At 71.5% G+C, this 21532-nt stretch carries 14 protein-coding genes; 9 read left to right on the forward strand and 5 right to left on the reverse strand.

Annotation, left to right across the window (positions count from 1 at the left end; translation table 11 throughout):
• Positions 1 to 193: 193 nt before the first annotated feature.
• From recC to QH290_RS27305, 6 genes are all read left to right on the forward strand, one after another.
• Entirely contained in the window at positions 194 to 3580 is a 3387-nt protein-coding gene (gene recC / locus QH290_RS27280) for an exodeoxyribonuclease V subunit gamma (RefSeq protein ID WP_280386029.1), read from the forward strand.
• Complete coding sequence (locus tag QH290_RS27285) at positions 3577 to 6921, forward strand: UvrD-helicase domain-containing protein (RefSeq protein WP_280386031.1); 3345 nt, start codon at positions 3577 to 3579, stop codon at positions 6919 to 6921. The genes recC and QH290_RS27285 overlap by 4 nt, the downstream gene beginning before the upstream one ends.
• The gene (gene recD, locus QH290_RS27290) at positions 6918 to 8786 is read left to right on the forward strand and encodes an exodeoxyribonuclease V subunit alpha (protein WP_280386033.1); all 1869 of its coding nucleotides are present in this window, start codon (positions 6918 to 6920) and stop codon (positions 8784 to 8786) included. Before QH290_RS27285 ends, recD begins: the two co-directional genes overlap by 4 nt.
• A 150-nt stretch (positions 8787 to 8936) precedes the next feature.
• The gene (locus tag QH290_RS27295) at positions 8937 to 10448 is read left to right on the forward strand and encodes a flavin-containing monooxygenase (RefSeq protein WP_280262499.1); all 1512 of its coding nucleotides are present in this window, start codon (positions 8937 to 8939) and stop codon (positions 10446 to 10448) included.
• A 211-nt stretch (positions 10449 to 10659) separates the two neighbouring features.
• Positions 10660 to 11913, forward strand: coding sequence for a cytochrome P450 family protein (locus tag QH290_RS27300; protein ID WP_280262501.1), 1254 nt, complete (start codon positions 10660 to 10662; stop codon positions 11911 to 11913).
• Between the two features lie 10 nt (positions 11914 to 11923).
• The gene (locus QH290_RS27305) at positions 11924 to 13147 is read left to right on the forward strand and encodes a cytochrome P450 family protein (protein ID WP_280262503.1); all 1224 of its coding nucleotides are present in this window, start codon (positions 11924 to 11926) and stop codon (positions 13145 to 13147) included.
• A 2-nt stretch (positions 13148 to 13149) separates the two neighbouring features.
• On the opposite strand, the gene QH290_RS27310 is transcribed toward QH290_RS27305, so the two are convergent.
• Positions 13150 to 13824, reverse strand: a complete 675-nt coding sequence (locus QH290_RS27310) for a TetR/AcrR family transcriptional regulator (RefSeq protein ID WP_280262505.1) — start codon at positions 13822 to 13824, stop codon at positions 13150 to 13152.
• Positions 13825 to 14026: 202 nt separating this feature from the next.
• Here QH290_RS27310 and QH290_RS27315 point away from each other — a divergent pair, with 202 nt between their 5' ends.
• From QH290_RS27315 to QH290_RS27325, 3 genes are all read left to right on the forward strand, one after another.
• Positions 14027 to 15598 carry a succinic semialdehyde dehydrogenase gene (locus tag QH290_RS27315; protein ID WP_280262507.1) on the forward strand — a complete coding sequence of 524 codons (1572 nt, stop codon included), beginning with the start codon at positions 14027 to 14029 and terminating at the stop codon, positions 15596 to 15598.
• 27 nt (positions 15599 to 15625) lie between these two features.
• Positions 15626 to 16453, forward strand: coding sequence for an SDR family NAD(P)-dependent oxidoreductase (locus tag QH290_RS27320; RefSeq protein WP_425301553.1), 828 nt, complete (start codon positions 15626 to 15628; stop codon positions 16451 to 16453).
• Positions 16454 to 16518: 65 nt separating this feature from the next.
• Complete coding sequence (locus QH290_RS27325; protein ID WP_280262511.1) at positions 16519 to 17031, forward strand: DUF4232 domain-containing protein; 513 nt, start codon at positions 16519 to 16521, stop codon at positions 17029 to 17031.
• On the opposite strand, the gene QH290_RS27330 is transcribed toward QH290_RS27325, so the two are convergent.
• The 4 genes from QH290_RS27330 to mptB all read right to left on the reverse strand — a co-directional run bounded on the left by QH290_RS27330 (position 17006) and on the right by mptB (position 21459).
• Positions 17006 to 17902: an alpha/beta fold hydrolase gene (locus QH290_RS27330; RefSeq protein WP_280386035.1), complete on the reverse strand. Its 897-nt coding sequence runs from the start codon at positions 17900 to 17902 to the stop codon at positions 17006 to 17008. The two genes, QH290_RS27325 and QH290_RS27330, sit on opposite strands and share 26 nt — an antisense overlap.
• A gap of 80 nt (positions 17903 to 17982) precedes the next feature.
• Positions 17983 to 18768: an ABC transporter permease gene (locus QH290_RS27335; RefSeq protein WP_280386037.1), complete on the reverse strand. Its 786-nt coding sequence runs from the start codon at positions 18766 to 18768 to the stop codon at positions 17983 to 17985.
• Positions 18769 to 18787: 19 nt separating this feature from the next.
• Positions 18788 to 19720 carry an ABC transporter ATP-binding protein gene (locus QH290_RS27340; RefSeq protein ID WP_280262515.1) on the reverse strand — a complete coding sequence of 311 codons (933 nt, stop codon included), beginning with the start codon at positions 19718 to 19720 and terminating at the stop codon, positions 18788 to 18790.
• Positions 19717 to 21459 (reverse strand): polyprenol phosphomannose-dependent alpha 1,6 mannosyltransferase MptB, encoded by a 1743-nt coding sequence (mptB, locus tag QH290_RS27345; protein WP_280262517.1) that lies wholly within the window; start codon positions 21457 to 21459, stop codon positions 19717 to 19719. The genes QH290_RS27340 and mptB overlap by 4 nt, the downstream gene beginning before the upstream one ends.
• Between the last annotated feature and the right edge of the window lie 73 nt (positions 21460 to 21532).

The following is a 21532-nucleotide window of genomic DNA, read 5'->3' on the forward strand; positions in this document are numbered from 1 at the left end:
TCGGTCATTTCGGTCAAAGCAGAGGTCGGCGACCGGAGGGGCTGGTAACCGAAACGGGACCGCTGGGTATGTCGCCGGAAGTCCGAGTCGCGGCCCGGGATCGGGCGGCGAGGTTTGTAGGATCGGCCAGCGACAAGCAACCACGAGGCATCCGGGCGGATCAGGGACGGACCAGCGAGCGGAGAGGCGGCCGATGGCGCTGCACATCCACCGAGCCGAGCGGGCGGACACGCTCGTCGGCGCGCTGGCGACCCTGCTGGGCCGGACCCTGCCCGACCCCTTCGCCACCGAGGTGGTGGCCGTCGCGGCCAAGGGCGTGGAGCGCTGGCTGAACCAGCGGCTGTCCGGGGTGCTGGGCGCGGCCGCGGGCGACGGGGTTTCGGCCAATATCGACTTCCCCGCGCCGTCGTCGCTGGTGGCGGCCGTGCTGGCCGCGGCGGGAGAGGTTCCGGCCGAGGACGATCCGTGGGTGCCCGAGCGCATGGTGTGGGCGCTGCTGCGGGTGCTGGACGCCGCGGTGTCCGAGCCGTGGTGCGCGGTCCCGGCCCGCCATCTCGGCGCCGACGCGGCGAGCGGCACGCACCGATCGGGACGCCGGTTCGCCACCGCGGCACACATCGCCGCACTGTTCGACGGCTACGCCACCCAGCGCCCCAGCCTGATCACCGACTGGACCGCCGGTGCCGATACCGACGGCTGCGGGACGCCACTGCCGGAGGATCTGCGCTGGCAGCCCGAGCTGTGGCGCCGCCTGCGCGTGGAACTCGGCAGCCCCAGCCCGGCCGAACGACTGGAATCGGCCTGCGCCCGCCTGCGCGCCGAGCCGTCGATCGTCGGCCTTCCGCAACGGATCTCGGTATTCGGTGTGACGCGCCTCACCGCCGATCAGCTGGCGGTGCTGTCGGCCCTGGGAGCGGGGCGCGATGTCCATCTCTGGGTCGTACATCCGAGCCCGGGGATGTGGGCCGAGCTGGAGTCCGCGGCCGGGGATCCGATTCGTGACGATGCGGCGGTGGGGACTGTCGGGTTGCCTCGGGCCCTCGAGGGCAGTGCGCTGGTGGTGGCGCATCCGCTGCTGGCGGCGCTGGGGCGGGATGTGCGGGAGTTGCAGCAGCGGTTGCGGGCGCTTGAGCCGGTGGTCGACACCTATCATCCGGAGGACGGCGAAACCGGTTCGCGCACTCTGCTTTCCGCGCTGCAGGCCGGGATTCGGGGCGATGTGTGGCCTCCTGCCGAGGTGACCGCGGCCGACGGGACCGTGCAGGTGCACTCCTGTCACGGCCCGGCCCGGCAGGTGGAGGTGCTGCGTGACGTGCTGCTGGGGCTGTTCGCGGCCGATCCGGCGCTGGAGCCGCGCGATGTGGTGGTGATGTGCCCGGACGTGGAGAGCTACGCGCCGCTGGTTCGGGCGGCCTTCGGGCAGCCGCAGGGCGAAACCGGCGCGCGGGCAACGCATCCCGCGCACGGCCTGCGGGTCCGGCTGGCCGATCGGTCGCCCGGCGCGGCGAATCCGGTGCTGGCCGTGCTGGAGGGGCTGCTCGGGCTGGCCGACGGCCGGGTGACCGTCACCCAGGTGCTGGATCTGGCTGCCGCGGAACCGGTCCGGCTGCGCTGCGGGTTCGACGACGACGATATCGAGCGCCTGCGGGAGTGGGCCGCGGAGACCGGCGCGCGGTGGGGCATCGGGCAGCGGCAGCGGCAGGCGTTCGGGCTCGGCGACTTCGCGCAGAACACCCTCAACGCCGCCGTGGATCGCATCCTGCTCGGCGTCACGGCGGGCGAATCCTCCGAGGACTGGCTCGATCTGGCGCTGCCGCTCGAGGATGTGGACTCCGGCGATGTCGACCTGGCCGGGCGCTTCGCCGAATTCACCGACCGGCTGGCGGTCTGCGTGCGCGATCTGCGCGGGTCGACACCGGCCGAGCCCGCCGGTTCGCCGCGCCCGGCGCGGGAGTGGGCGCAGGTGCTGGCCCGGGCGCTGGATCTGCTCACCGACGTCACCTACGCCCAGGCGTGGCAGGCGGTGCAGGCGCGCCGGGAACTCACCTCGGCGCTCGACCACGCGGGCGATATTCCGTTGCGGCTGACCGACATTGCCGCGCTGCTGCAGTCCCGGCTCGCTGGGCGCGGGATGCGGGCCAACTTCCGCACCGGCGAGCTGACGGTGTGCGCGATGGCGCCGCTGCGGTCGGTGCCGCACCGGGTGGTCGTGCTGCTCGGGCTCGACGACGACGTCTTCCCGCGGCCCGGGAGCGCCGACGGCGACGACGTGCTGGCGCGCGAACCGCGGGTGGGCGAGCGGGACGCGCGCAGCGAGGACCGGCAGCTGCTGCTGGACGCGATCATGGCGGCGGGGGAGCGGCTGGTGCTGCTGCACACCGGGGCCGATCCGGTCACCGGCGCGTACCGGCCGCCCGCGATTCCGGTCGCGGAGCTGCTGGACGCGCTGCGCGCGCACACCGGTGCCGCGGACGCGGTGGTGACCCGGCATCCGTTGCAGGCCTTCGACAGTCGCAATTTCGATCCGGTGCGGCCGTTCAGTTTCGATACCGCGGCGCTGGCGGGTGCGCGGGCCGCGGCCCGTCCGGTGCGCGAGCGGGTGGCGTTCCTGCCCGAGCCCCTGCCCGCGGCGGCGCGCGCGGATGTGGAGCTGTCCGAACTGGTGGCCTTCGCCGAACATCCGGTGCGCGCGTTCCTGTGGCAGCGGCTCGGGATCCGGGTGCCGGAGGAAGAGGAGGAGATCGACGAGCGGCTGCCGATCGAACTCGACGGGCTCACCAAATGGAATATGGGCGAGCGCATGCTGACCGCCCGGCTGACCGGCGCCGATCCCGCGGCGCTGCGCGCGGCCGAGTGGCGGCGCGGCACGCTGCCGCCGTTCGGACTGGGCGCGGCGGTGCTGACGGAGGTGGAGGACACCGTCGACCGGCTGGTGCGGGTGGCCCAGCCGATCCACGAAATCCCTTCCCGCACCATCGATATCGCCGTCGACTTGGGCGACGGGCGGCTGCTGAGCGGGACCGTGCCCGAGGTGCACGACGACGCCGTCGTGCGGACGACGTTCTCGCGGCTGGCCCCGAAGCACCGCATCGCCGCCTGGGTGCGGGTGCTCGCCCTGGCCGCGACCGAGCGGAACCAGACCTGGCGGGCGGTCACCATCGGCCGCGGCCGATTCGGCCGTCCCGCATGGCGTTCCACGCTCACCGCACCCAATGCCGCTGCGGCCCAGGCGATGCTGCGCGATCTCGCCGAGCTGCGCGACGAGGGCCTCGCCGAGCCGCTGCCGATCGCGCCGACCGCGTCGTCGGTCTACGCCGAACGCCGCTGCCAGGGTGCCGGTGCCGAGGACGCGCTGCTGGCGGCGGAGCAGGAATTCCTGGGCGGCCCCAACGGCCCCAAGGCATTCGGCGACCACACCGACCGCTACCTGCGCTACGTCTGGGGCCCCGCCCCCCGCCTCGACCAGCTCGACACCCCCCTGCCCGAGCCCGACCCCACCGGCGAGACCACCCGCTTCGGCTCCCTCTCCCGCCGCCTGTGGACCCCGCTGCTGGCCTGCGAATCCCAGGGACAGCCATGACCGACGAACTCTTCCCCCTCACCGACCTCGCCCCCACCCCCGAAGGCTCGGGGGAGCGGTTCGAGTTGTGCGGGGAGTTGCCTGGGGGGACTACCGTTTTGGAGGCCAGTGCGGGGACTGGGAAGACCTATGCGATCGTCGGGCTGGCGGTGCGGTTTGTGGCCGAGGCGGGGGTGGATGTTTCGGAGTTGCTGCTGGTGACGTTCAGCCGGGCGGCGACGCAGGAGTTGCGGGAGCGGACGCGGGACAAGTTCGTGGCGGTGGCCGCGGCGCTGGCGGACGCGGCGACGGCGCGCGAGAGCGACGACGAGCTGATCCGGCACCTGGCGGGGGCGCCGGAGGCGGAGGTCGGGCGGCGGCGGGCGCGGCTGCTGGCGGCGCTGTCGCACTTCGACTCCGGCACCATCGCCACGACGCACAGCTTCTGCCAGCGCATGCTCGACGAGCTCGGGCTGGCCGGGGAGCACGATCCCCGGGTGCGGCTGGTCGAGAACGTCGACGACCTGGTCGCCACCGTGGCCGACGACCTGTTCCTGGCCCGGTACGCCCGCGGCGGCCCGCCGTTCCCGGTGCAGGAGGCGCATCAGCTCGCCGCCGCGGCGGTGCAGGACCGGCACGCCCGGCTGGTACCCGACGAGGAGATCGGCGACCACCCGGCCGCGGAACGCGTCGCCTTCGCCGCGGCGGTCCGGGCGGAAACCGAACGGCGCAAACGGCTTTCGGGTGTGCGCGACTTCGACGACCTGCTGGTGCTGCTGCACGACGTCCTCGCCGACCCGGTACACGGCGAGCGCGCCTGCCGCCGCATCCGCGAGCGCTACCGGGTGGCGCTGGTCGACGAGTTCCAGGACACCGACCCCCTGCAGTGGGATATCCTGCGCCGCGCCTTCCACGGCCACGCCACCCTCGTGCTCGTCGGCGATCCGAAACAGGCCATCTACGCCTTCCGCGGCGCCGAGGTGCTCAGCTACCTGGACGCCGTGGCCCACGCGGACACCCGCCGCGAGCTCACCACCAACCGGCGCAGCGACGCCGGACTGCTCGGCGCGCTGGAGCACCTGATGGGCGGTGCGGCCCTGGGGCACAAGGAGATCACGGTGGCGCCGGTCGCCGCGGTCCGCCCGCACACCCGGCTCACCGGCACCCTCGAACCGCCGACCCCGCTGCGCCTGCGGCTGCTGCCGCGCGCGGGCGCCGGTCCCCGCAACGGCGCCGGGTTCCCCGCGGTGGGCCGCCAGCGCGCCCGCGTGGCCGACGATCTGGCCGCCGACATCGTGCGCCTGCTCGACTCGACCGCGCACCTGGGCGAAAAGCCCTTGGGCCCCGGCGATATCGCGGTCCTGGTGCGCACGCGCGCGCAGATCGACCTCGTGCGTGCCGCGCTGGACCGGGTGGGCGTGGCCTCGGTCCTCGCCGGTGGCGCCAGCGTCTTCGGCACGCAGAGCGCGGTGGACTGGCTGTGGCTGCTGCGGTCGCTGGAACAGCCGCACCGCGCCGACCGGGTCCGCCTCGCTGCCGGGACGCCGCTGCTGGGCCTGTCCGCCCACGAGATCGATTCCGGCGGTGCGGATCTGGTGGGCCGCCTGAGCCAGCAACTGCGCGAGTCGGCCCGGCTGTTCGCCCGCTCCGGATTCGCGGCGGTCTTCGAAAAGCTCTCGGCCGAAACCGAACTCGCGCCGCGGCTGCTCGCGGTGGCGGGCGGCGAACGGCAGCTCACCGACCTGCGCCACATCGCGCAACTGCTGGACCGGGTGGCGCTGCGCGAGTCGCTGGGCCTGACGGCGCTGACCCGCTGGCTGGCCGACCGGGTGCGCGACCCGGCGTCGGGCGCGGTCTCCGACCGCAGCCGGCGGCTGGACCGCGACGCCGCCGCCGTGCAGATCGCCACCGTGCACGCGAGCAAGGGCCTGGAATTCCCGATCGTGTACGTGCCGTTCGCGTGGGACAGCGCCAAGAACCCCAACCCGGTGACGCTGCTGTTCCACGACGGCCCGGACCGCGTCCTGGACGTCGGCGGCCCGGAGGCCCCCGGCTACGCCGAGCGCAAACACCGCAGCGAGGCGGAGGAGGCCGGGGAGGAGCTGCGGCTGCTCTACGTGGCGCTGACCCGCGCGCAGAGCCAGGTGGTGGCGTGGTGGGCGCCCGCCTACGGCACCGCCTTCGCGCCGCTGCACCGCATGATCCTGGGCCGGTTGCCGGGTAGTGCCGAGGTCCCGGGCAAGAGCGAGGTGGCGGCGGACCCGGCTGTGCTGGAACAACTTTCGGCCTGGGCCGCGGCGGCGGGGCCGGGACTGGTCGCCGTCGAACCGGTCACGAAGATCCCGGTGGTGCGGCCGCGGTGGGACCGGGCGGAATCCGAGGTGGGGGAGCTGTCGGCCGCGACCTTCGACCGGTCCGTCGATCTCGACTGGCGCCGCACCTCGTACTCCGCGCTGACGGCGGGCGCGCACGACGCCCATGCGGTCGCCGAGGAGACCCCCGGCGGCTCCGACGAACCGGCCGCGCCCGCCGAACTCGATACCGGCGCCGAGATCGCCGATGCCGCACCGTCGTTGATGAACGACCTGCCCTACGGCGCCGAGTTCGGCACGCTGGTGCACGGCGTCCTGGAGATGGTCGACACCGACGCACCGGACCTGGCGGCGGAGGTGCGGGCCCGCTGCGCGCACGCCGTCGAGGAACTGATGGCCGACATCGATCCCGACGTCCTGGCCGCGGCGCTGCTGGCGGTGCTGCACACCCCGCTCGGAAACGGCAGTCTCGCAACGATATCCAGCCGGGACCGGCTCAACGAAATGGATTTCGAACTGCCGCTGGCCGGCGGCGACACACCGCGCGCCGAGCGGGTCACGCTGCGCGCCGTCGCCGTCCTGCTGCGCCGGCACCTGCCGCACGACGACCCGTTCGCCACCTACGCCGACCAACTCGACACGGTCGAGGACAGCGTGCTGCGCGGCTACCTCACCGGCAGCATCGACGCCGTGCTCCGGGTCCCCGGCCCGCGGTTCGTCGTCGTCGACTACAAGACCAACCGCCTCGGCACCGACGACCTCACCGTCGCCCACTACACCCGCGACCGTATGGCCGCGGAGATGATGCGCTCCCACTACCCCCTGCAGGCGATCCTGTATTCGGCCGCCCTGCACCGCTATCTGCGCTGGCGCCTGCCGGGCTATACCCCCGACCGCCACCTCGGCGGCATCAGCTACCTGTTCGTGCGCGGCATGATCGGCCCCGAGACCCCGCCCGGCTGCGGCGTATTCGACTGGAACCCACCGGTCGCGCTGGTGGAGGAGCTGTCGGACCTGCTCGCCGGTCGGCTGCCGGGAGGTACCGCGTGACCGCTATTCAGCTGGCGCAGCGGGCCACCGGCCTGTTGCGCACGTTCAACGCGGCGGGCGTGCTGTCGGCCGCCGACGTGCATGTCGCGCTGCGGCTGGGTCGGCTGGGACGCGAGGAGTCCGAGGCGGTGCTGCTCGCCGCCGCGCTGGCGGTGCGGGCGGTCCGGTCGGGATCGGTCTGCCTGGAACTGCGGCGCATGCACGAAATCGGCGTGGACGGTGAGGGATTCGATACCGACGGCGATCCCGACGCGGTCGACCCGGCGACGCTGCCGTGGCCGGAGGTGGACGCGGTGCTGGCCGCCCTGCGGGCGAGCCCGCTGGTGACGGGCAGCGCGGCCGGTCCGCTGCGGCCGCTGCGCCTGGTCGAATCGGAGGGCGCCGGGCCGCTGCTGTACCTGGACCGGTACTACCGCCAGGAGCAGACCATCCGCCACGCGCTGTCCGAGCGCGCGGCCACCCATCCGCTCATCGATCCGGAAACCGTTCGGCAGCAACTGGATCGGCTGTTCCCGGATACCGCGGGCGATCCGCTGGACCGCCAGCGGGTGGCGGCGGCACTGGCCGCGACGCACTGGACCACCGTGGTGGCCGGTGGCCCGGGCACCGGTAAGACCCACACCATCGCCCGCATCCTGGCCCTGCTGGTGGCCCATCAGCGGGTGATACCGGACGCCCCGGCGCTGCGCATCGCCTTGGCCGCACCCACCGGCAAGGCCGCCGCGCGCCTACAGGAATCGGTGCGCGAGCAGGCGGGAGACCTGGAACTGCCCGAACTCACCGCCGCCACCCTGCACCGCCTGCTGGGCTGGCAGCGAGGCGGCGTCACCCGCTTCCGCCACCACGAATTCAACCGGCTCCCCTACGACATCATCGTCGTAGACGAGACGTCCATGGTGTCGCTGACCATGATGAGCCGCCTGCTGCCCGCCGTCCGGCCCGACGCGCGGCTGGTCCTGGTGGGGGACCCGGACCAGCTCGCCTCGGTGGACGCGGGCGCCGTGCTGGCCGATCTGGTCGCGGGACCCGTTGCGACGCAGCCGAATCCGGTACTCGACGAGGTGCTCGGCGGTGGCACCGCCCCCGACGCGCTCACCGCCCGCGAACAGGACAGGTTGCGCGGCGGCATCATCCGCCTCACCCGCGGCCGCCGCTTCGGGGGCCGGATCGCGGAATTGGCGGTCGCGGTCCGCGCGGGCGACGCCGACACCGCGCTCGCGTTGCTCGCCGACGGCGGCGACGAACTGTCGCTGCGGGCACCCGAGGAGACGGCCGCGGTCCGGGCCGATGTGGTGCGCACGGCGCGGGAGTCGACCGCGGCGGCCGAGCGCGGCGCGGCCGGGGAGGCGCTGGCCGCGATGGAGTCGCACCGGCTGCTGTGCGCGCACCGGCAGGGCCAGTTCGGCGTCGAGCGCTGGGACCGGATGGCGGCGGGCTGGGTCGCCGCGGCGGGCATCGGCGCCGAACCCGGTGCGGGCCACTGGTTTCCGGGCCAGCCGCTGCTGGTCACCGCGAACGACCACGAGGCCCGCATCTACAACGGCGACACCGGCGTCATCGTCCGCGACGCCGACGGGGCGCTGCGCGCGGCGCTGCAGCGCGGCACCGAGCCGTACCTGGTGCATCCCACCCAGTTCCCGGGCGTCACCACGGTCTACGCCATGACCATCCACCGCAGTCAGGGCAGCCAGTACGGCACGGTCTCGGTGGTGCTGCCCGGCCCCGAATCCACCCTGCTCACCCGGGAGCTGCTGTATACGGCCATCACCCGGGCCCGCCACCACGTGCGCATCATCGGGACGGAGGAAGCGATTCGCGCGGGCATCGACCGCCGGGTCCTGCGGGCGAGCGGCTTGCGCGCATAGCTGCCGGTACATCGAGGGAGACCGCCGTGGCGGGATGCGGAGGACATACTCCGGATTCTCCGACCGCGGGCCGATCCGGAACCGTATCCTTCGTGCGTAGGCTGGAGTAGATCCAGGTGAGCGATCCCGTCCATCGAAGGATGCGTGGCCATGACCAGTACGCTCGAGCACGTCGATGTGCTCATCGTCGGCGCCGGACTGTCCGGGATCGGGGCCGCCCACCACCTGCAGCGGGCGTTTCCGCGGCGGACCTACACGATCCTGGAGGCCCGCGACGCCATCGGCGGCACCTGGGACCTGTTCCGCTACCCGGGCATTCGCTCGGACAGCGACATGTTCACCCTCGGCTACCGCTTCCGGCCGTGGCTGGGCGACAAGGCGATCGCCGACGGCGGGTCGATCCTGACCTACGTGCGGGAGACCGCGGCCGAGGGCGGCATCGACCGGCACATCCGATTCGGGCACCGCGTGCGGCGGGCCGACTGGTCCTCCGCGGAGCAGCGGTGGACGGTCACCGCGCAGCGGGCCGACACCGGCGAAACGGTCACGCTCACGGCGAACTTCCTGTTCTGCTGCTCCGGCTACTACCGCTACGACCAGGGCTACACCCCGCAGTTCCGGGGGACCGACCGGTTCGGCGGCACGATCGTGCACCCGCAGCACTGGCCGGAGGATCTCGAGGTCGACGGTAAGCGTGTCGTGATCATCGGCTCGGGCGCGACCGCGGTGACACTCGGCCCGGCGCTGACCCAGCTGGGCGCGCAGGTGCGCATGCTGCAGCGCTCGCCCAGCTACGTCCTGTCCCTTCCGGCCCGCGACGATTTCGCCGACCGGATGCGCAAGCTGCTGCCCGCCAAGGCCGCCTACGCGCTCACCCGCGCCAAGAACGTCGCCTACAGCACCGCGATCTACCAACTGTCGCAACGCTATCCGGAGCGCATGCGGGCCTGGATCCGCGGTCTGCAGCAGCGCTGGCTGCCCGAGGGCTACGACATCGACACCCACTTCACCCCGAGCTACGACCCGTGGGATCAGCGGCTGTGCCTGGTGCCCAACGGCGACCTCTTCCGGGCGATCCGCAAGGGCCGGCTGGAGATGGTGACCGACCGTATCGATACCTTCACCGAGACCGGCCTGCGCCTGGCGTCGGGCACCGAGCTGGACGCCGACATCGTGGTCACCGCAACGGGTCTGGACCTGCTGATCTTCGGCGGTGTGGAGATGACGGTGGACGGCGCGGCCGTGGATCTGCCGAAGGCCATGGCCTACAAGGCGATGATGCTGTCCGACGTGCCGAACTTCGCCTACATCATCGGCTACACCAACGCGTCGTGGACGCTGAAGGCGGATCTGGTGTGCGAGTACGTCGTCCGGCTGCTGCGCTACCTGGATTCGCACGGCTACGCCAGCGCCACCCCGGTGCGGGACCCGTCGGTCGGCACGGCGCCGTTCATGGCCGGGTTCACCCCGGGCTACGTGCTGCGCGCGGCCGGGCGGCTCCCGGCGGCGGGCGATCGCAGGCCGTGGCGGCTGCATATGAACTATCTGCGCGACATCCCCGCATTCCGCTACGGCCGGATCGCCGACGGGACGCTGACATTCGCGCGGCCGCCCAGGGCCGACCGGGTGCTGTCCCGGGAGGCTCGCGCCGAGGGCGCGTGAGCCCGCAATCCATAGCGCCTCAACATATTTCGTGGTCAGCGGGCCTGGTGAGGCCGAGTTTCGCAGGGCCGCTGGGCATTCCGAAGAGAATTCACAACCCTGCTGCTAATCTGAGGCGGCCGTCCGGTTCTTTGGGATGGTAATGCCTAACTTCCCGATCGAACGATCGGCGAAGCCTGTTGTGCTGCAATGGTTGTGAGGTGAATTCTCTGTGTCGTCCGGCCCGCAGACAGTGACGACCGGATTCTGTCCGGTCCAGGGGTCTCCCATCGATTCCGACGGCCCGCGCACGCTGCTGGACACTCCGGAATTCGCCGCGGACCCGCACGGCTTCTACCGCTCCATGCGCAAGCAGTACGGCTCGATGGCGCCCATCGAGCTGGCGCCGGGGGTTCCGGCGACGCTGGTGGTCGGCTACCGCACCGCGCTGCGCATCCTGAACGATCCCGAGCACTTCCCGGCCGATCCGCGCGCCTGGCAGGACTCCGTGCCGGAGGACTGCCCGGTGCGCCCGATGATGCAGTGGTACCCCAACGCCCTGCGCAACGCCGGTTCCACGCACGCGCGCTACCGGCAGGCCTATGTGGCGGCCATCGACGGCATCGACCTGCACGCGCTGCACGCGACGGTGGAGTCGATCGCGGTGCCGCTGATCAACACCTTCTGCGAGGCCGGTTCGGCGGATCTGCTGACGCAGTACGCCTTTCCGCTCGTCTTCGAGTCGCTGAACCGGATGGTCGGCTGTTCGGCCGATATCGGGCAGCGGGTCGCCACCGGCATGGCCGCGCTGTTCGACACGGTGAACGCGGCCTGGGGCATGCAGCATCTGTCCGAGGCGCTGATGGAGCTGATCGCCATGCGTCGCGCCGAACCGGGCGACGACGTCACCTCGCGCCTGGCGCACCACAGCGCCGAGCTGACCGACGAGGAGATGCTCTACAACCTGATCAGCTTCTACGGGGCGGGCATCGAGCCGATGCAGAACCTGATCAGCAACACGCTGCTGCTGATGCTCACCGACGACCGGTTCGGCGGCGGCATGCTCGGCGGCAGCATGTCCACCCGCGACGCGCTGGACGAGGTGCTGTTCACCGACCCGCCGATGGCCAACTTCTCCATCACCTATCCGCGCCAGCCCATCCTGATCGACAACGTCTGGCTCCCCGCGCACCAGCCCGTGGTGATCAGCCTGGCCGGATGCAACAACGATCCGGCGATCGCGGGCGGCGACCGCACGGGCAATCGTTCGCATCTGGCGTGGAGCGCGGGCCCGCACGCCTGCCCCGCGCGGTCGGTGGCGTACCTGATCGCGCAGGACGCGATCGATCAGCTCCTCGACGCCCTGCCCGAGCTGCAGCTGGCCGAATCCAAGAGCGAAATCACCTGGCGGCCCGGCCCGTTCCACCGGGCCATGGCCGCGCTGCCGGTCACCTTCCCGGCGGCCCCTCCGTTGAACCTGGTGTAAGGAGCATCCGATGGCGCACGATCCGATCGTTCTGGACCTGACCGGTGCCGATATCCAGGGTGAGTCCGCGCGGATACGCGAGCGCGGGCCGGTCGCCCAGGTGATCCTGCCCGGCGGGGTGCCCGCGTGGTCGGCCACCGACCAGGCCGTGCTGCGCAGCCTGCTGGCCGATCCCCGGGTCTCGAAGGATCCGCGGCAGCACTGGTCGGCGTTCATCAACGGCGAGATCACCGAGGCGTGGCCGCTGCTGCCGTGGGTGGCCGTGGACAACATGTTCACCGCCTACGGCCCCGACCACCGACGGCTGCGAAAGCTGGTGTCCCCGGCCTTCACTCATCGCCGCACCACGGCGCTGCGGCCGCGGATCGAGGAGATCACCGCGAGCCTGCTCGACGATCTGGCGGCCGCGCCCGCGGGGGCGCCGGTGGATCTGCGCACCGGTTACGCCTATCCGGTACCGATCCGGACGATCACCGAATTGATGGGCGTGCCGGACCATCTCGGCCCCCCGATGCACAAGTGCGTCGACGGATTCTTCGATACCTCGTTCACGCCCGAACAGGCGCAGGCCAACTACGTCGAGATGTTCGGACTGGTCAGCGAATTGGTGGCCTACCGCCGCGAGCATCCCGGCGACGACATCACCAGCGTCCTGATCACCACCCGGGACGACGACGGGTCGCGACTGACCGAGAAGGAGATGGTCGACACCCTGATGCTGGTGATCAACGCCGGGCACGAGACCACGGTGAACCTGCTCGATCAGGCGATCTTCGCCCTGCTCACGCATCCGGAGCAGCGCGCCGACGTGGTCTCCGGCCGGGTGCCGTGGTCGGATCTGGTGGAGGAGACGCTGCGCTACCAGGCGCCGGTCGCGCATCTGCCGCTGCGCTACGCGGTGGAGGACATCGAAGTCGATGGCGGGCACCGCATTCCGAAGGGCGATGCCATTCTCGCGTCGTACGCGGGGGCGAGCCGGGACCCGAAGGTGCACGGCGACACCGCCGATCGCTTCGACGTGCATCGCGCCACCAGGGAGCAGCACGTGGCCTTCGGCTACGGCGCACACCACTGCCTCGGCGCCCCGCTGGCCCGGCTGGAGGCGACCATCGCGCTCCCCGCGCTGTTCGAGCGGTTCCCGGACGTCCGATTCGCCACGGAGCCTTCGCGGTTGGCGCCGGTCGCGAGCTTCATCTCGAACGGCCACGCGGAACTTCCGGTGTATCTGAGCTAGTCCTACTCGAAGATCCCCGGCAGCGTCAGCGCGAGCTGGACGTCGTCGCGGCGGCCGAGGGTGACCAGGACACTGCGGATCATGGTCAGCCGCGCGGCCGCCACCTCGGCGGGCGCGGGTTCCCCGCCGGGACCGGCCGCGGCCGACAGCCGGTAGACGACGAACTCGCACACCTGCAGCGCGGTGTCGAGGTCCAACGGGCTGGGCAGCGGCCGCCCGAGCGCGGCGAACTTCGCGCGGACCAGGGCGCGAATATCGTCGAAGGCCGCTTCCCGGTAGGTCGACACGGGCGAGGCGGGGTCGTGCAGCTCGGCGAACACCGGCCGCAGCATCGTGCCGTGCCCGCGCGCCCAGTCCAGATACGCGTCGATGAGCCCGATGCCGAGCTGCACCGGTTCGTCGGAGCGCTCCAGCGCGGTGCGGATGCCGCCGACGAGGCCCTCGTTGGAGGCGGTGAGCACCACGTGCAGCGGCGCCTCGGCATTGCCGAAATAGCGGTAGAACGTGGGGCGGGAGATGCCCGCCCGCTCCAGGATGCGCGCGACGCTCAACCCCCGCGACCCGTACTCGGTGAACACCGCGGCGGTGGCGACGACGATCCGCGCACGGGCTTCGTCGGCCTGCTCCTGTGTCTGCGGCGGCCGCCCGCGGCGGGTGCCTCTGGAGGACGCGGTCACGGCGTCACCTCCGCCGCGCTCGGTCGCGGTCTCGTGGGGCACGTGTGCACTGCGTCGCGTGGCACTTGTGACTTCTCCCTACTCGGCGGTGCCGGTCTTGACAGCACGCGCGCGGACACCATTAATCTAACACCAGTGTTACGCTAACACTGGTGTTCAATTAATTCGTGGGACGCGTTCCCGCCGATCGAGAGGGCCGACGATGACGACCGCGCCGCAGCTCGTCCCCGCCGATGCGCTCCCGCAGCCGCTGGTGCGGCGGCTGCTCGCGCACGCGACCGCCGGCGGTGCGCCCGCGGTCGAGGTGTTCGCCCCGGCCACCGGCCGCAAGATCGCCGACCTCCCGCAGTCGTCGACGGCCGATATCGAGGAGGCATTCGGGCTGGCGCGGCGCGCGCAGCGGCAGTGGGCGCAGGTCCCGGTGCGCGAGCGGGCCGCGGTGCTGCGCCGATTCCACGACCTGGTGCTGGCCGAGCAGGACACCGTCCTCGACATCGTGCAGACCGAGACCGGGAAGTCCCGCGTGCACGCCTTCGACGAGGTGGGCGATGTCGCGGTGAACGCCCGCTACTACGCCACCGAGGCCGAGCGCCTGCTCGCCGCCCGGACGCCGCGCGGCGTGCTGCCGGTGCTGACGAAGGTGGAGGTGCGCCACCGCCCCAAGGGTGTGGTGGCGGTGATCTCGCCGTGGAACTATCCGCTGGCGCTGGCCGCCTCCGATGCCCTGCCCGCGCTGATGGCGGGGAACGCCGTGGTCGCGCGCCCGGACAACCAGACCGCGCTCACCGCGCTGTGGGCCATCGACGTCGCGGAGCGCGCGGGACTGCCGAAGGGGTTGTGGCAGGCCGTGCTCGGGCGCGGCCGGGACATCGGCGGCGAGGTGATCGGCCGCGCGGACTATGTCGACTACACCGGTTCCAGCGCGACCGGTCGCACCATCGCCCGGCAGGCGGGGGAGCGGCTGATCGGCTACTCGCTCGAATTGGGCGGTAAGAACCCGCTGCTGGTGCTCGCGGACGCCGATGTGCCCGCGGCGGCGAAGATCGCGGTGCGCGCCTGCTTCGCCTCCTCCGGCCAGCTGTGCGAATCGATCGAGCGAATTTATGTGCACGACAGCGTGTATGAGCGGTTCGTGGCGGAATTCGCCGCCAACACACGGGCTTTGAGGCTCGGCTCGGCGCTCGACTACTCCTACGAGATGGGCTCGCTGAGCTTTCAGCGCCAGATCGACACCGTCGCAGCGCATGTCGACGACGCGGTCACCAAGGGGGCGACGGTCGTGACCGGCGGTCGCGCGCGGCCCGATCTGGGTCCCTACTTCTACGAGCCGACCATTCTCGAGGGTGTGCGGCCCGGGATGACGGTGTATCGGGAGGAGACCTTCGGGCCGGTGGTGTCGGTGTACCGGGTGCACAGCGACGACGAGGCGGTCGAACAGGCCAACGACTCCGCCTACGGGCTCAATGCCAGTGTGTGGAGCCGGGATACGGAGCGGGCGCGCGAGATCGCCGCCCGCATCACCGCGGGGTCGGTGAATGTGAACGAGGGTTTCATCGCCGCCTGGGGCAGTGTCGCGGCGCCGTCGGGCGGGCTGGGCATCTCCGGGGGCGGGCGGCGGCACGGTCCCGAGGGGCTGCTGAAGTACATCGACACCCAGACCATCGCGGTGCAGCGAGCGCTGCCGATCGCGCCGCTGCCCGGAATGTCCGAGGCGCTGTGGGCGAAGACGATGACGCTGTACTTCGGCGTGATGAAGACCTTGCGGCAGAAGTGAATTGGTAACGACAGGGTTGGAGTGGGTATGGATACCGTTGCCGGGAAGCGGGTGCTGATCACCGGCGCCGCGATGGGCCTGGGGAAGTCGTTCGCCGAGCGGGCGGTGCGGGAGGGGGCCGCCGACGTGGTGCTGTGGGACGTCAACGAGTCCGCGCTGAAGGACACGGCCGCGGAGCTGACGGCGCTGGGCGGCAGCCGGGTGCACCACCACGTGGTGGACGTGTCGGACCCGGCGGCCATCGCGCAGACGGCGGCGTCGGTGCGCGAGGAGATCGGCGATATCGACGTGCTGGTCAACAATGCGGGCATCGTCCGCGGCAACGGCTACTTCTGGGAGACGAGCGACCGCGCCGACATCGGCAAGACGATGGCGATCAATTCCCTTGCGCCCATGTACATCACGCTGGAGTTCCTGCCCGCCATGGTGGCGCGGAAGACCCCGGCCCGGGTGCTGACCATCGCCTCCTCGGCGGCGCTGGTGGCCAATCCGCGCATGAGCGTCTACGCCGGGTCCAAGTGGGCGGCGCTGGGCTGGTCGGATTCGGTGCGCCTGGAGCTCGAGCAGTCCGGCAACGACCACGTCAAGGTCACCACCTTCTGCCCGACCTACATCAATACCGGAATGTTCGACGGTGCCAAGGGTTTCTGGTTCACCCCGATCATCGAGCAGCAGGACGCCGTCGACGCCGCGTGGACGGAGATGAAGAAGGGCTCGCCGCTGGTGGTGATGCCCTGGACCTCCCGCTTCAACCGCGCCATCTCCGGCCTGCTGCCGCTGAAGGTCCGCGACTTCTACCTGAACACGGTCGGCGTCTACCACTCCATGGACGAGTTCACCGGGCGGAAAGAGTAAGTCCGCGACAGGGTTTCGAGTAACGTGGTCGGGTCTGCTCCCGCAACCCGAAAGGACTCGTACTCATGACGTGGCGTGCGATAGGCGCGGCGGCCGCGGCCCTGGCGGTGTCGGTGTTCCCGGCGGCGGTGAGCGCGGCGCAGGCGCCCCCGTGTGCGGCGGAGGCGTTGAGCCTCGACTCCCGGATCACGGAGGTCACCGGTCCGAGGGCGCAGAATCACCTGACGCTGGAGCTGACCAATACGTCGTCGCAAGCCTGTGTGCTGCAAGGCTTTCCGGGGGTGGATCTGGTCGGCGCCGAGCATCCCGACTTCGGGTCCGTCTATCAGATCCCCCGCCAGGCCGCCGATGCCGGTCCGGTGACGGTGGAGCCGGGCCGGATCGCCGTCAGCGTCCTCACCTACCTGAGCGCGCCGCCGGAAGATCCGAACAGCTGGACCCCGGGCACGATCGTGGTGACCCCGCCCGACACCACCACTCAGCTCCAGACCCCGTGGCCCGTCGCGCACCTGAGCATCCAGCGTCAGGACGGCGCCACCCACCCGGGCACCTTCATCGGCCCGCTGCAGGCTCGGTGACCGCGGCGATCCGCCGGACCGCGTCGATCGTCGCCGCGGATGCCTCGCGGGGCACGAAGTGGCCGATATCGGCCAGGACCCGCCGTTCGTACCACCCGGAGAACAGGCTCTCCTTGCCCTCGGTGGTGGCCGGGATGTTGTCGCGATCGAGCGCGCCGTGCACGACCAGGGTGGGCGTGGCGATCGGCGGATCGGCCGCGAGCTGCTCCTCGATGCGGTCGTATTGCGGGTCGCCCGGAGCCTCGTGCCAGCGGTGCAGGTAGGCGTGCAGGGAGATCTCGGCCCAGTCCGCGTTGTCCCAGGACGGTGCGGCGCGGTCGAACTGCGCGTCGCGCTCCGGCCACGGTGGTGACCAGGCCGACCACAGGTACCGGCACAGCTCGCGGCGGTCGTCGCGATACGCGCGGCGCCCGCGCTCGGTGGCGGCGAACCACTCGTACCAATAGTTCTGTGCCAGGCCGTAGGACAGCGGCCCGCGCCCGGTCGCATAGCCCGCGGACATCGCGACCAGGCCGCGCACCCGCTCGGGGAACAGGGCGGCGACCGCGTACCCGGCACGCGCGCCCCAGTCGTGCCCGACCAGGAGAACATCGGTGAGATCCAGTGCCGCGAGGAAGTCGGCCAGGTCGGCGGCGAGCGCGCCGATCTGACCGCTGCGCGGTGTGTCCTCGTCACGGAAAGTGGTCGGGCTGGTGCCCCGCAGGCACGGCAGCAGGCAGCGGTAGCCGTCGGCGGCCAGCGCGGGCGCGACCCGATCCCAGCACGACGGGTCGTCGGGCCATCCGTGCACGAGCACCACCGGCGGCCCCGGCGACCGCCCGGCCTCGACGTATCCGATCTGCAGTAGCGGAGTCCGGACGAATTCGATCATGTACGCCGACTGCCCGGCGCCGGGCGACCGAAACCTACTATCCGGTCGGTCCGGTTCGGGCTCCGGGCAACCGGGAGCGGTCATTCGAAGCGGAACCAGCGCACGGCCAGCGTGCCGGTGACGACGCCCCAGACCGCCAGCACGACCAGTCCGTACCAGTCGACGCTCAGGTGCATGGCCTGCTCGAGGGCCTCGGCGAGGGCGCCGGAGGGGATGAGCCGGGCGAGAATGCTCAGCCAGCCCGGGATGTCGTCTGCGGCGAAGACCAGGCTGGAGGTGCCCAGCATGATGAACCACAGGATATTGGCCAGCGCCAGCACGATTTCCGCCTTGAGCGTGCCGCCCAGCAGCAGGCCCATGGCCGCGAAAGTGGCGGTGCCCAGGGCGATCACGAGCGCGCCGAACGCCAGTCCGCCGAGCGCGGGCCGCCAGCCCAGCGCACATCCGATGGCGCCCAGCAGAATCGACTGCAGGACGACCACGATCAGCACCGCGGCGCACTTCCCGCCCACGATGCCCCAGCGCGGTAAGGCGGTGGCGCCCAGTCGTTTCAACGCGCCGTAGCGCCGGTCGAAGCCGACCGCGATGGCCTGCCCGGTGAACGCCGTGGACATGATCGCCACCATCATCACCGCCGGGACGACCCGGTTCACCCGGTCGTCGCCGAGACTGCCCAGCGGCAGCAACGTCAGCCCGATCAGCAGCGTGATCGGAATGAACATCGTCAGCAGCAGCTGTTCGCCGTTGCGCAGCAACAGGATCAGCTCCATGCGCGTCTGCGCGGCCAGCATGGCCGCGCGCGGCGCGGGCCGTGGAGCGGGGGCGAAGGTGCCGGGCTGGAATCGCCCGGTGGCGTCGGCGGTCATCGGCCTCCTCCGATCGTGCTCATCCGCGCAGCTCGCGGCCGGTGAGTTCGAGGAAGACGTCCTCGAGGCGGCGCTGGTCGATGCGAATGTCGGTGGGCAGCACGTCTATTCGGGCGCACCAGGCGGTGACGGTGGCCAGCACCTGGGGGGTGATGTCACCGCGGAGCAGGTAGGAGCCGGGGGAGGTCTCGCAGGGCGAGAACCCTTCCGGCAGGGCGTCCTGCAGCAAGCCCAGCCGGAGTTTCGGTGGGGCCGTGAAGCGCAACTGGCCCTCGGCGCCGGTCGAGGTGACCTCGGCGGGCGTCCCGGCGGCGACGATGCGGCCGTGGTCGATGATGATCAGCCGGTCGGCGAGCTGTTCGGCCTCGTCCATCATGTGCGTGGTGAGCAGGACCCCGACGCCGTCGCGGCGCAGCGCTTCGATCAGCTCCCACACCAGATGCCGTGCCTGGGCGTCCATTCCGGCGGTCGGCTCGTCGAGGAACACCATCTCGGGGCGGCCCACCAGCGCGCACGCCAGCGCGAGTCGCTGCTGCTGGCCCCCGGACAACCGGCGATACGGGGTGCGGCGCGCGTCCCGCAGGCCGAGCGTGTCCAGCAGCCAGTCCGGATCGAGGGGATCGGCCGAATACGAGGCGACCAGCTCGAGCATCTCGCCCGCCCGCGAGCCCGGATAGGCCCCGCCGCCCTGCAGCATCACGCCGATGCGCGGGCGCAGCCGATCCGAGTCGGCGATCGGGTCCAGGCCCAGTACCCGCACCGATCCCGCATCGGGCGCGAGGAACCCCTCGCACATCTCGACCGTGGTGGTCTTGCCCGCCCCGTTGGGTCCCAGCAGGGCCAGCACCTCGGCACGGCGCACCTCGAAACCGATCCCGTCCACCGCGGTGGTCTCGCCGAAGCGTTTCACGACGCCGTCCAGACGGACGGCCGGTTCCGAGGCAGGGCTCACGAGGAAACACCGTAAGCGGCGGGCGGCTGTGACCGAGCAGACACCCCCGCGGGGTTCCGCCAGGGCAGCAGGTTTCGGGTGAGCACGATGAATCCCACCGACACGATCACCACGGCGACGGCCGCCTCGATGATCTGGAAGACGCCGAAGTCCGCGCCGCGCGGCATCAGCATGACGCTCACCACCGCCGAGAACACCACCGCGGGCACGCGGAAGGCCGAGGTGGTGGCCCAGGCGGCCAGCGGCACGATCGCCCACAGCAGATACCACGGCTGCACCACCGGGAACAGCAGCACGATCGCGGCCAGCGAAACACCCAGGGCCCCAACGGAATGCAGCCGCCCGATCCAGGTCGCCACCAGCATGCGCAGGGTGAGGAATCCGGCGACCGCCGCCGCGATCGGCCGGGTGATGCTGAGCAGCGCGGTGGTGTGGTCACCCAGTCCGAGCAGCACGCCGCCGAAGCCGGTGACGATGCCGAGCGCGGTCGGCAGCGACATCCAGCTGCGGACCGCGTTGGCGGTGCCGAGGGTGTGGGTCCAGCCGAACCCGAGGCCGCTGGCGTAGGCCACGAAAACGGTTGTCACGACGGCGATGACGCCCAGGACGAGCGCGGCACCGACGATCGGCCGCAGTCCGCGGCCCCAGCGCCGGGCCAGCGCCATGCCCACGAAGCCCAGGGCGATGATCGAGGTGAATTTGACCGTCGACGACAGCGTGATGACGAAGGCGCCGAATATCAGCAGTGCCCAGGCGCGGCGGTCGAATCGCGTGGTGATGCCCAGCCACCTGCGGACCTTGCCGGGCCCGGAGTGGTCGGCCGTGTCCGGGCGCCCCCGCGAGATCGCGCGCAGGCAGAACTCCATCCCGGCGAGCATCAGGCCCAGCATCAAACCGTCGTTGTGCACGCCACCCACCAGGTGGAACAGCACCAGGGGATTGGCCGCGCCCAGCCACAGCGCACTCACCGGGGCGACGCCGCAGCGCCGCGACAGCCGCGGCAGCGCCCACACGATCAAGGCGACACCGGCCAGCGCCAGCAGCCGGTGCGCCCAGACCCCCAGGATGATGTTGTCCCCGGTCAGCTCCGCGATCCCGCGGCCCACCCAGAGGAACAGCGGGCCGTACGGGGCGGGCGTGTCGCGCCAGATGTTGGGGACGTTGTAGGTGAGCACGTTGTGCAGCCCCAGCCCCGTGGCCGGGCCCACGTCGTACGGGTCCAGCCCGCGCGCGGCGATCTCGCTCTGCGCGAGATACGAGTAGACGTCGTTGGAGAACAGCGGCGGCGCCACCGACAGCGGGATGATCCACAGCAGCAGCGTCCGGTCCAGCTGCGAGCGGCTGAGCCGGTGCAGCGGCGAGCGGCCGAAGCCACCGACGGCGAAGCGGCCCAGCAGCAGCCAGGCCATCACCACCAGCACCGTGCCGATCATGCACAGCGCCAGCGAGGAGGTCTGCCAGCGGGCGAACACCCCGATCACCCGCACGCCCGACACCGGGTTCTGCACCACCGGCTGCGCGGCAACCCCCAGCGCGCTGATCGCCATCAGCACCGACCCGGTCGCGCCGAGCAGCCGAATCCGCTTGAACTGCACCGTCTCCCGCGGATCGAGGCCCGGCACCTCGGTCTCGACGGTGTGCAGCACCGCGATGGTGTGATCGGCGGCCGGGACGTCCAGGCCCAGGGCCCGGCGCCCCAGCTCGATGATCCTGCGCCGCGCGTCCTCCAATGCCACCACGAGCACTGAGCCTAGTTCGCGGGCATGCCGACGCGGGACTCCTCCCCGTCGCCGGGGCGTCGACTCGTCCCGA

Origin of the sequence: Nocardia wallacei (assembly GCF_029869545.1) — a bacterium.
GTDB classification, from domain to species: domain Bacteria; phylum Actinomycetota; class Actinomycetes; order Mycobacteriales; family Mycobacteriaceae; genus Nocardia; species Nocardia wallacei_A.

Bases quoted from the DNA above. Each gene is read 5' to 3' on its own strand.
- QH290_RS27325 (WP_280262511.1), top strand. From the start codon at position 16,519: ATGACGTGGCGTGCGATAGGCGCGGCGGCCGCGGCCCTGGCGGTGTCG.
- QH290_RS27295 (WP_280262499.1), top strand. From the start codon at position 8,937: ATGACCAGTACGCTCGAGCACGTCGATGTGCTCATCGTCGGCGCCGGA.
- QH290_RS27315 (WP_280262507.1), top strand. From the start codon at position 14,027: ATGACGACCGCGCCGCAGCTCGTCCCCGCCGATGCGCTCCCGCAGCCG.
- QH290_RS27320 (WP_425301553.1), top strand. From the start codon at position 15,626: ATGGATACCGTTGCCGGGAAGCGGGTGCTGATCACCGGCGCCGCGATG.
- recC (WP_280386029.1), top strand. From the start codon at position 194: ATGGCGCTGCACATCCACCGAGCCGAGCGGGCGGACACGCTCGTCGGC.
- QH290_RS27335 (WP_280386037.1), bottom strand. From the start codon at position 18,768: ATGACCGCCGACGCCACCGGGCGATTCCAGCCCGGCACCTTCGCCCCC.
- QH290_RS27285 (WP_280386031.1), top strand. From the start codon at position 3,577: ATGACCGACGAACTCTTCCCCCTCACCGACCTCGCCCCCACCCCCGAA.
- QH290_RS27330 (WP_280386035.1), bottom strand. From the start codon at position 17,902: ATGATCGAATTCGTCCGGACTCCGCTACTGCAGATCGGATACGTCGAG.
- QH290_RS27305 (WP_280262503.1), top strand. From the start codon at position 11,924: ATGGCGCACGATCCGATCGTTCTGGACCTGACCGGTGCCGATATCCAG.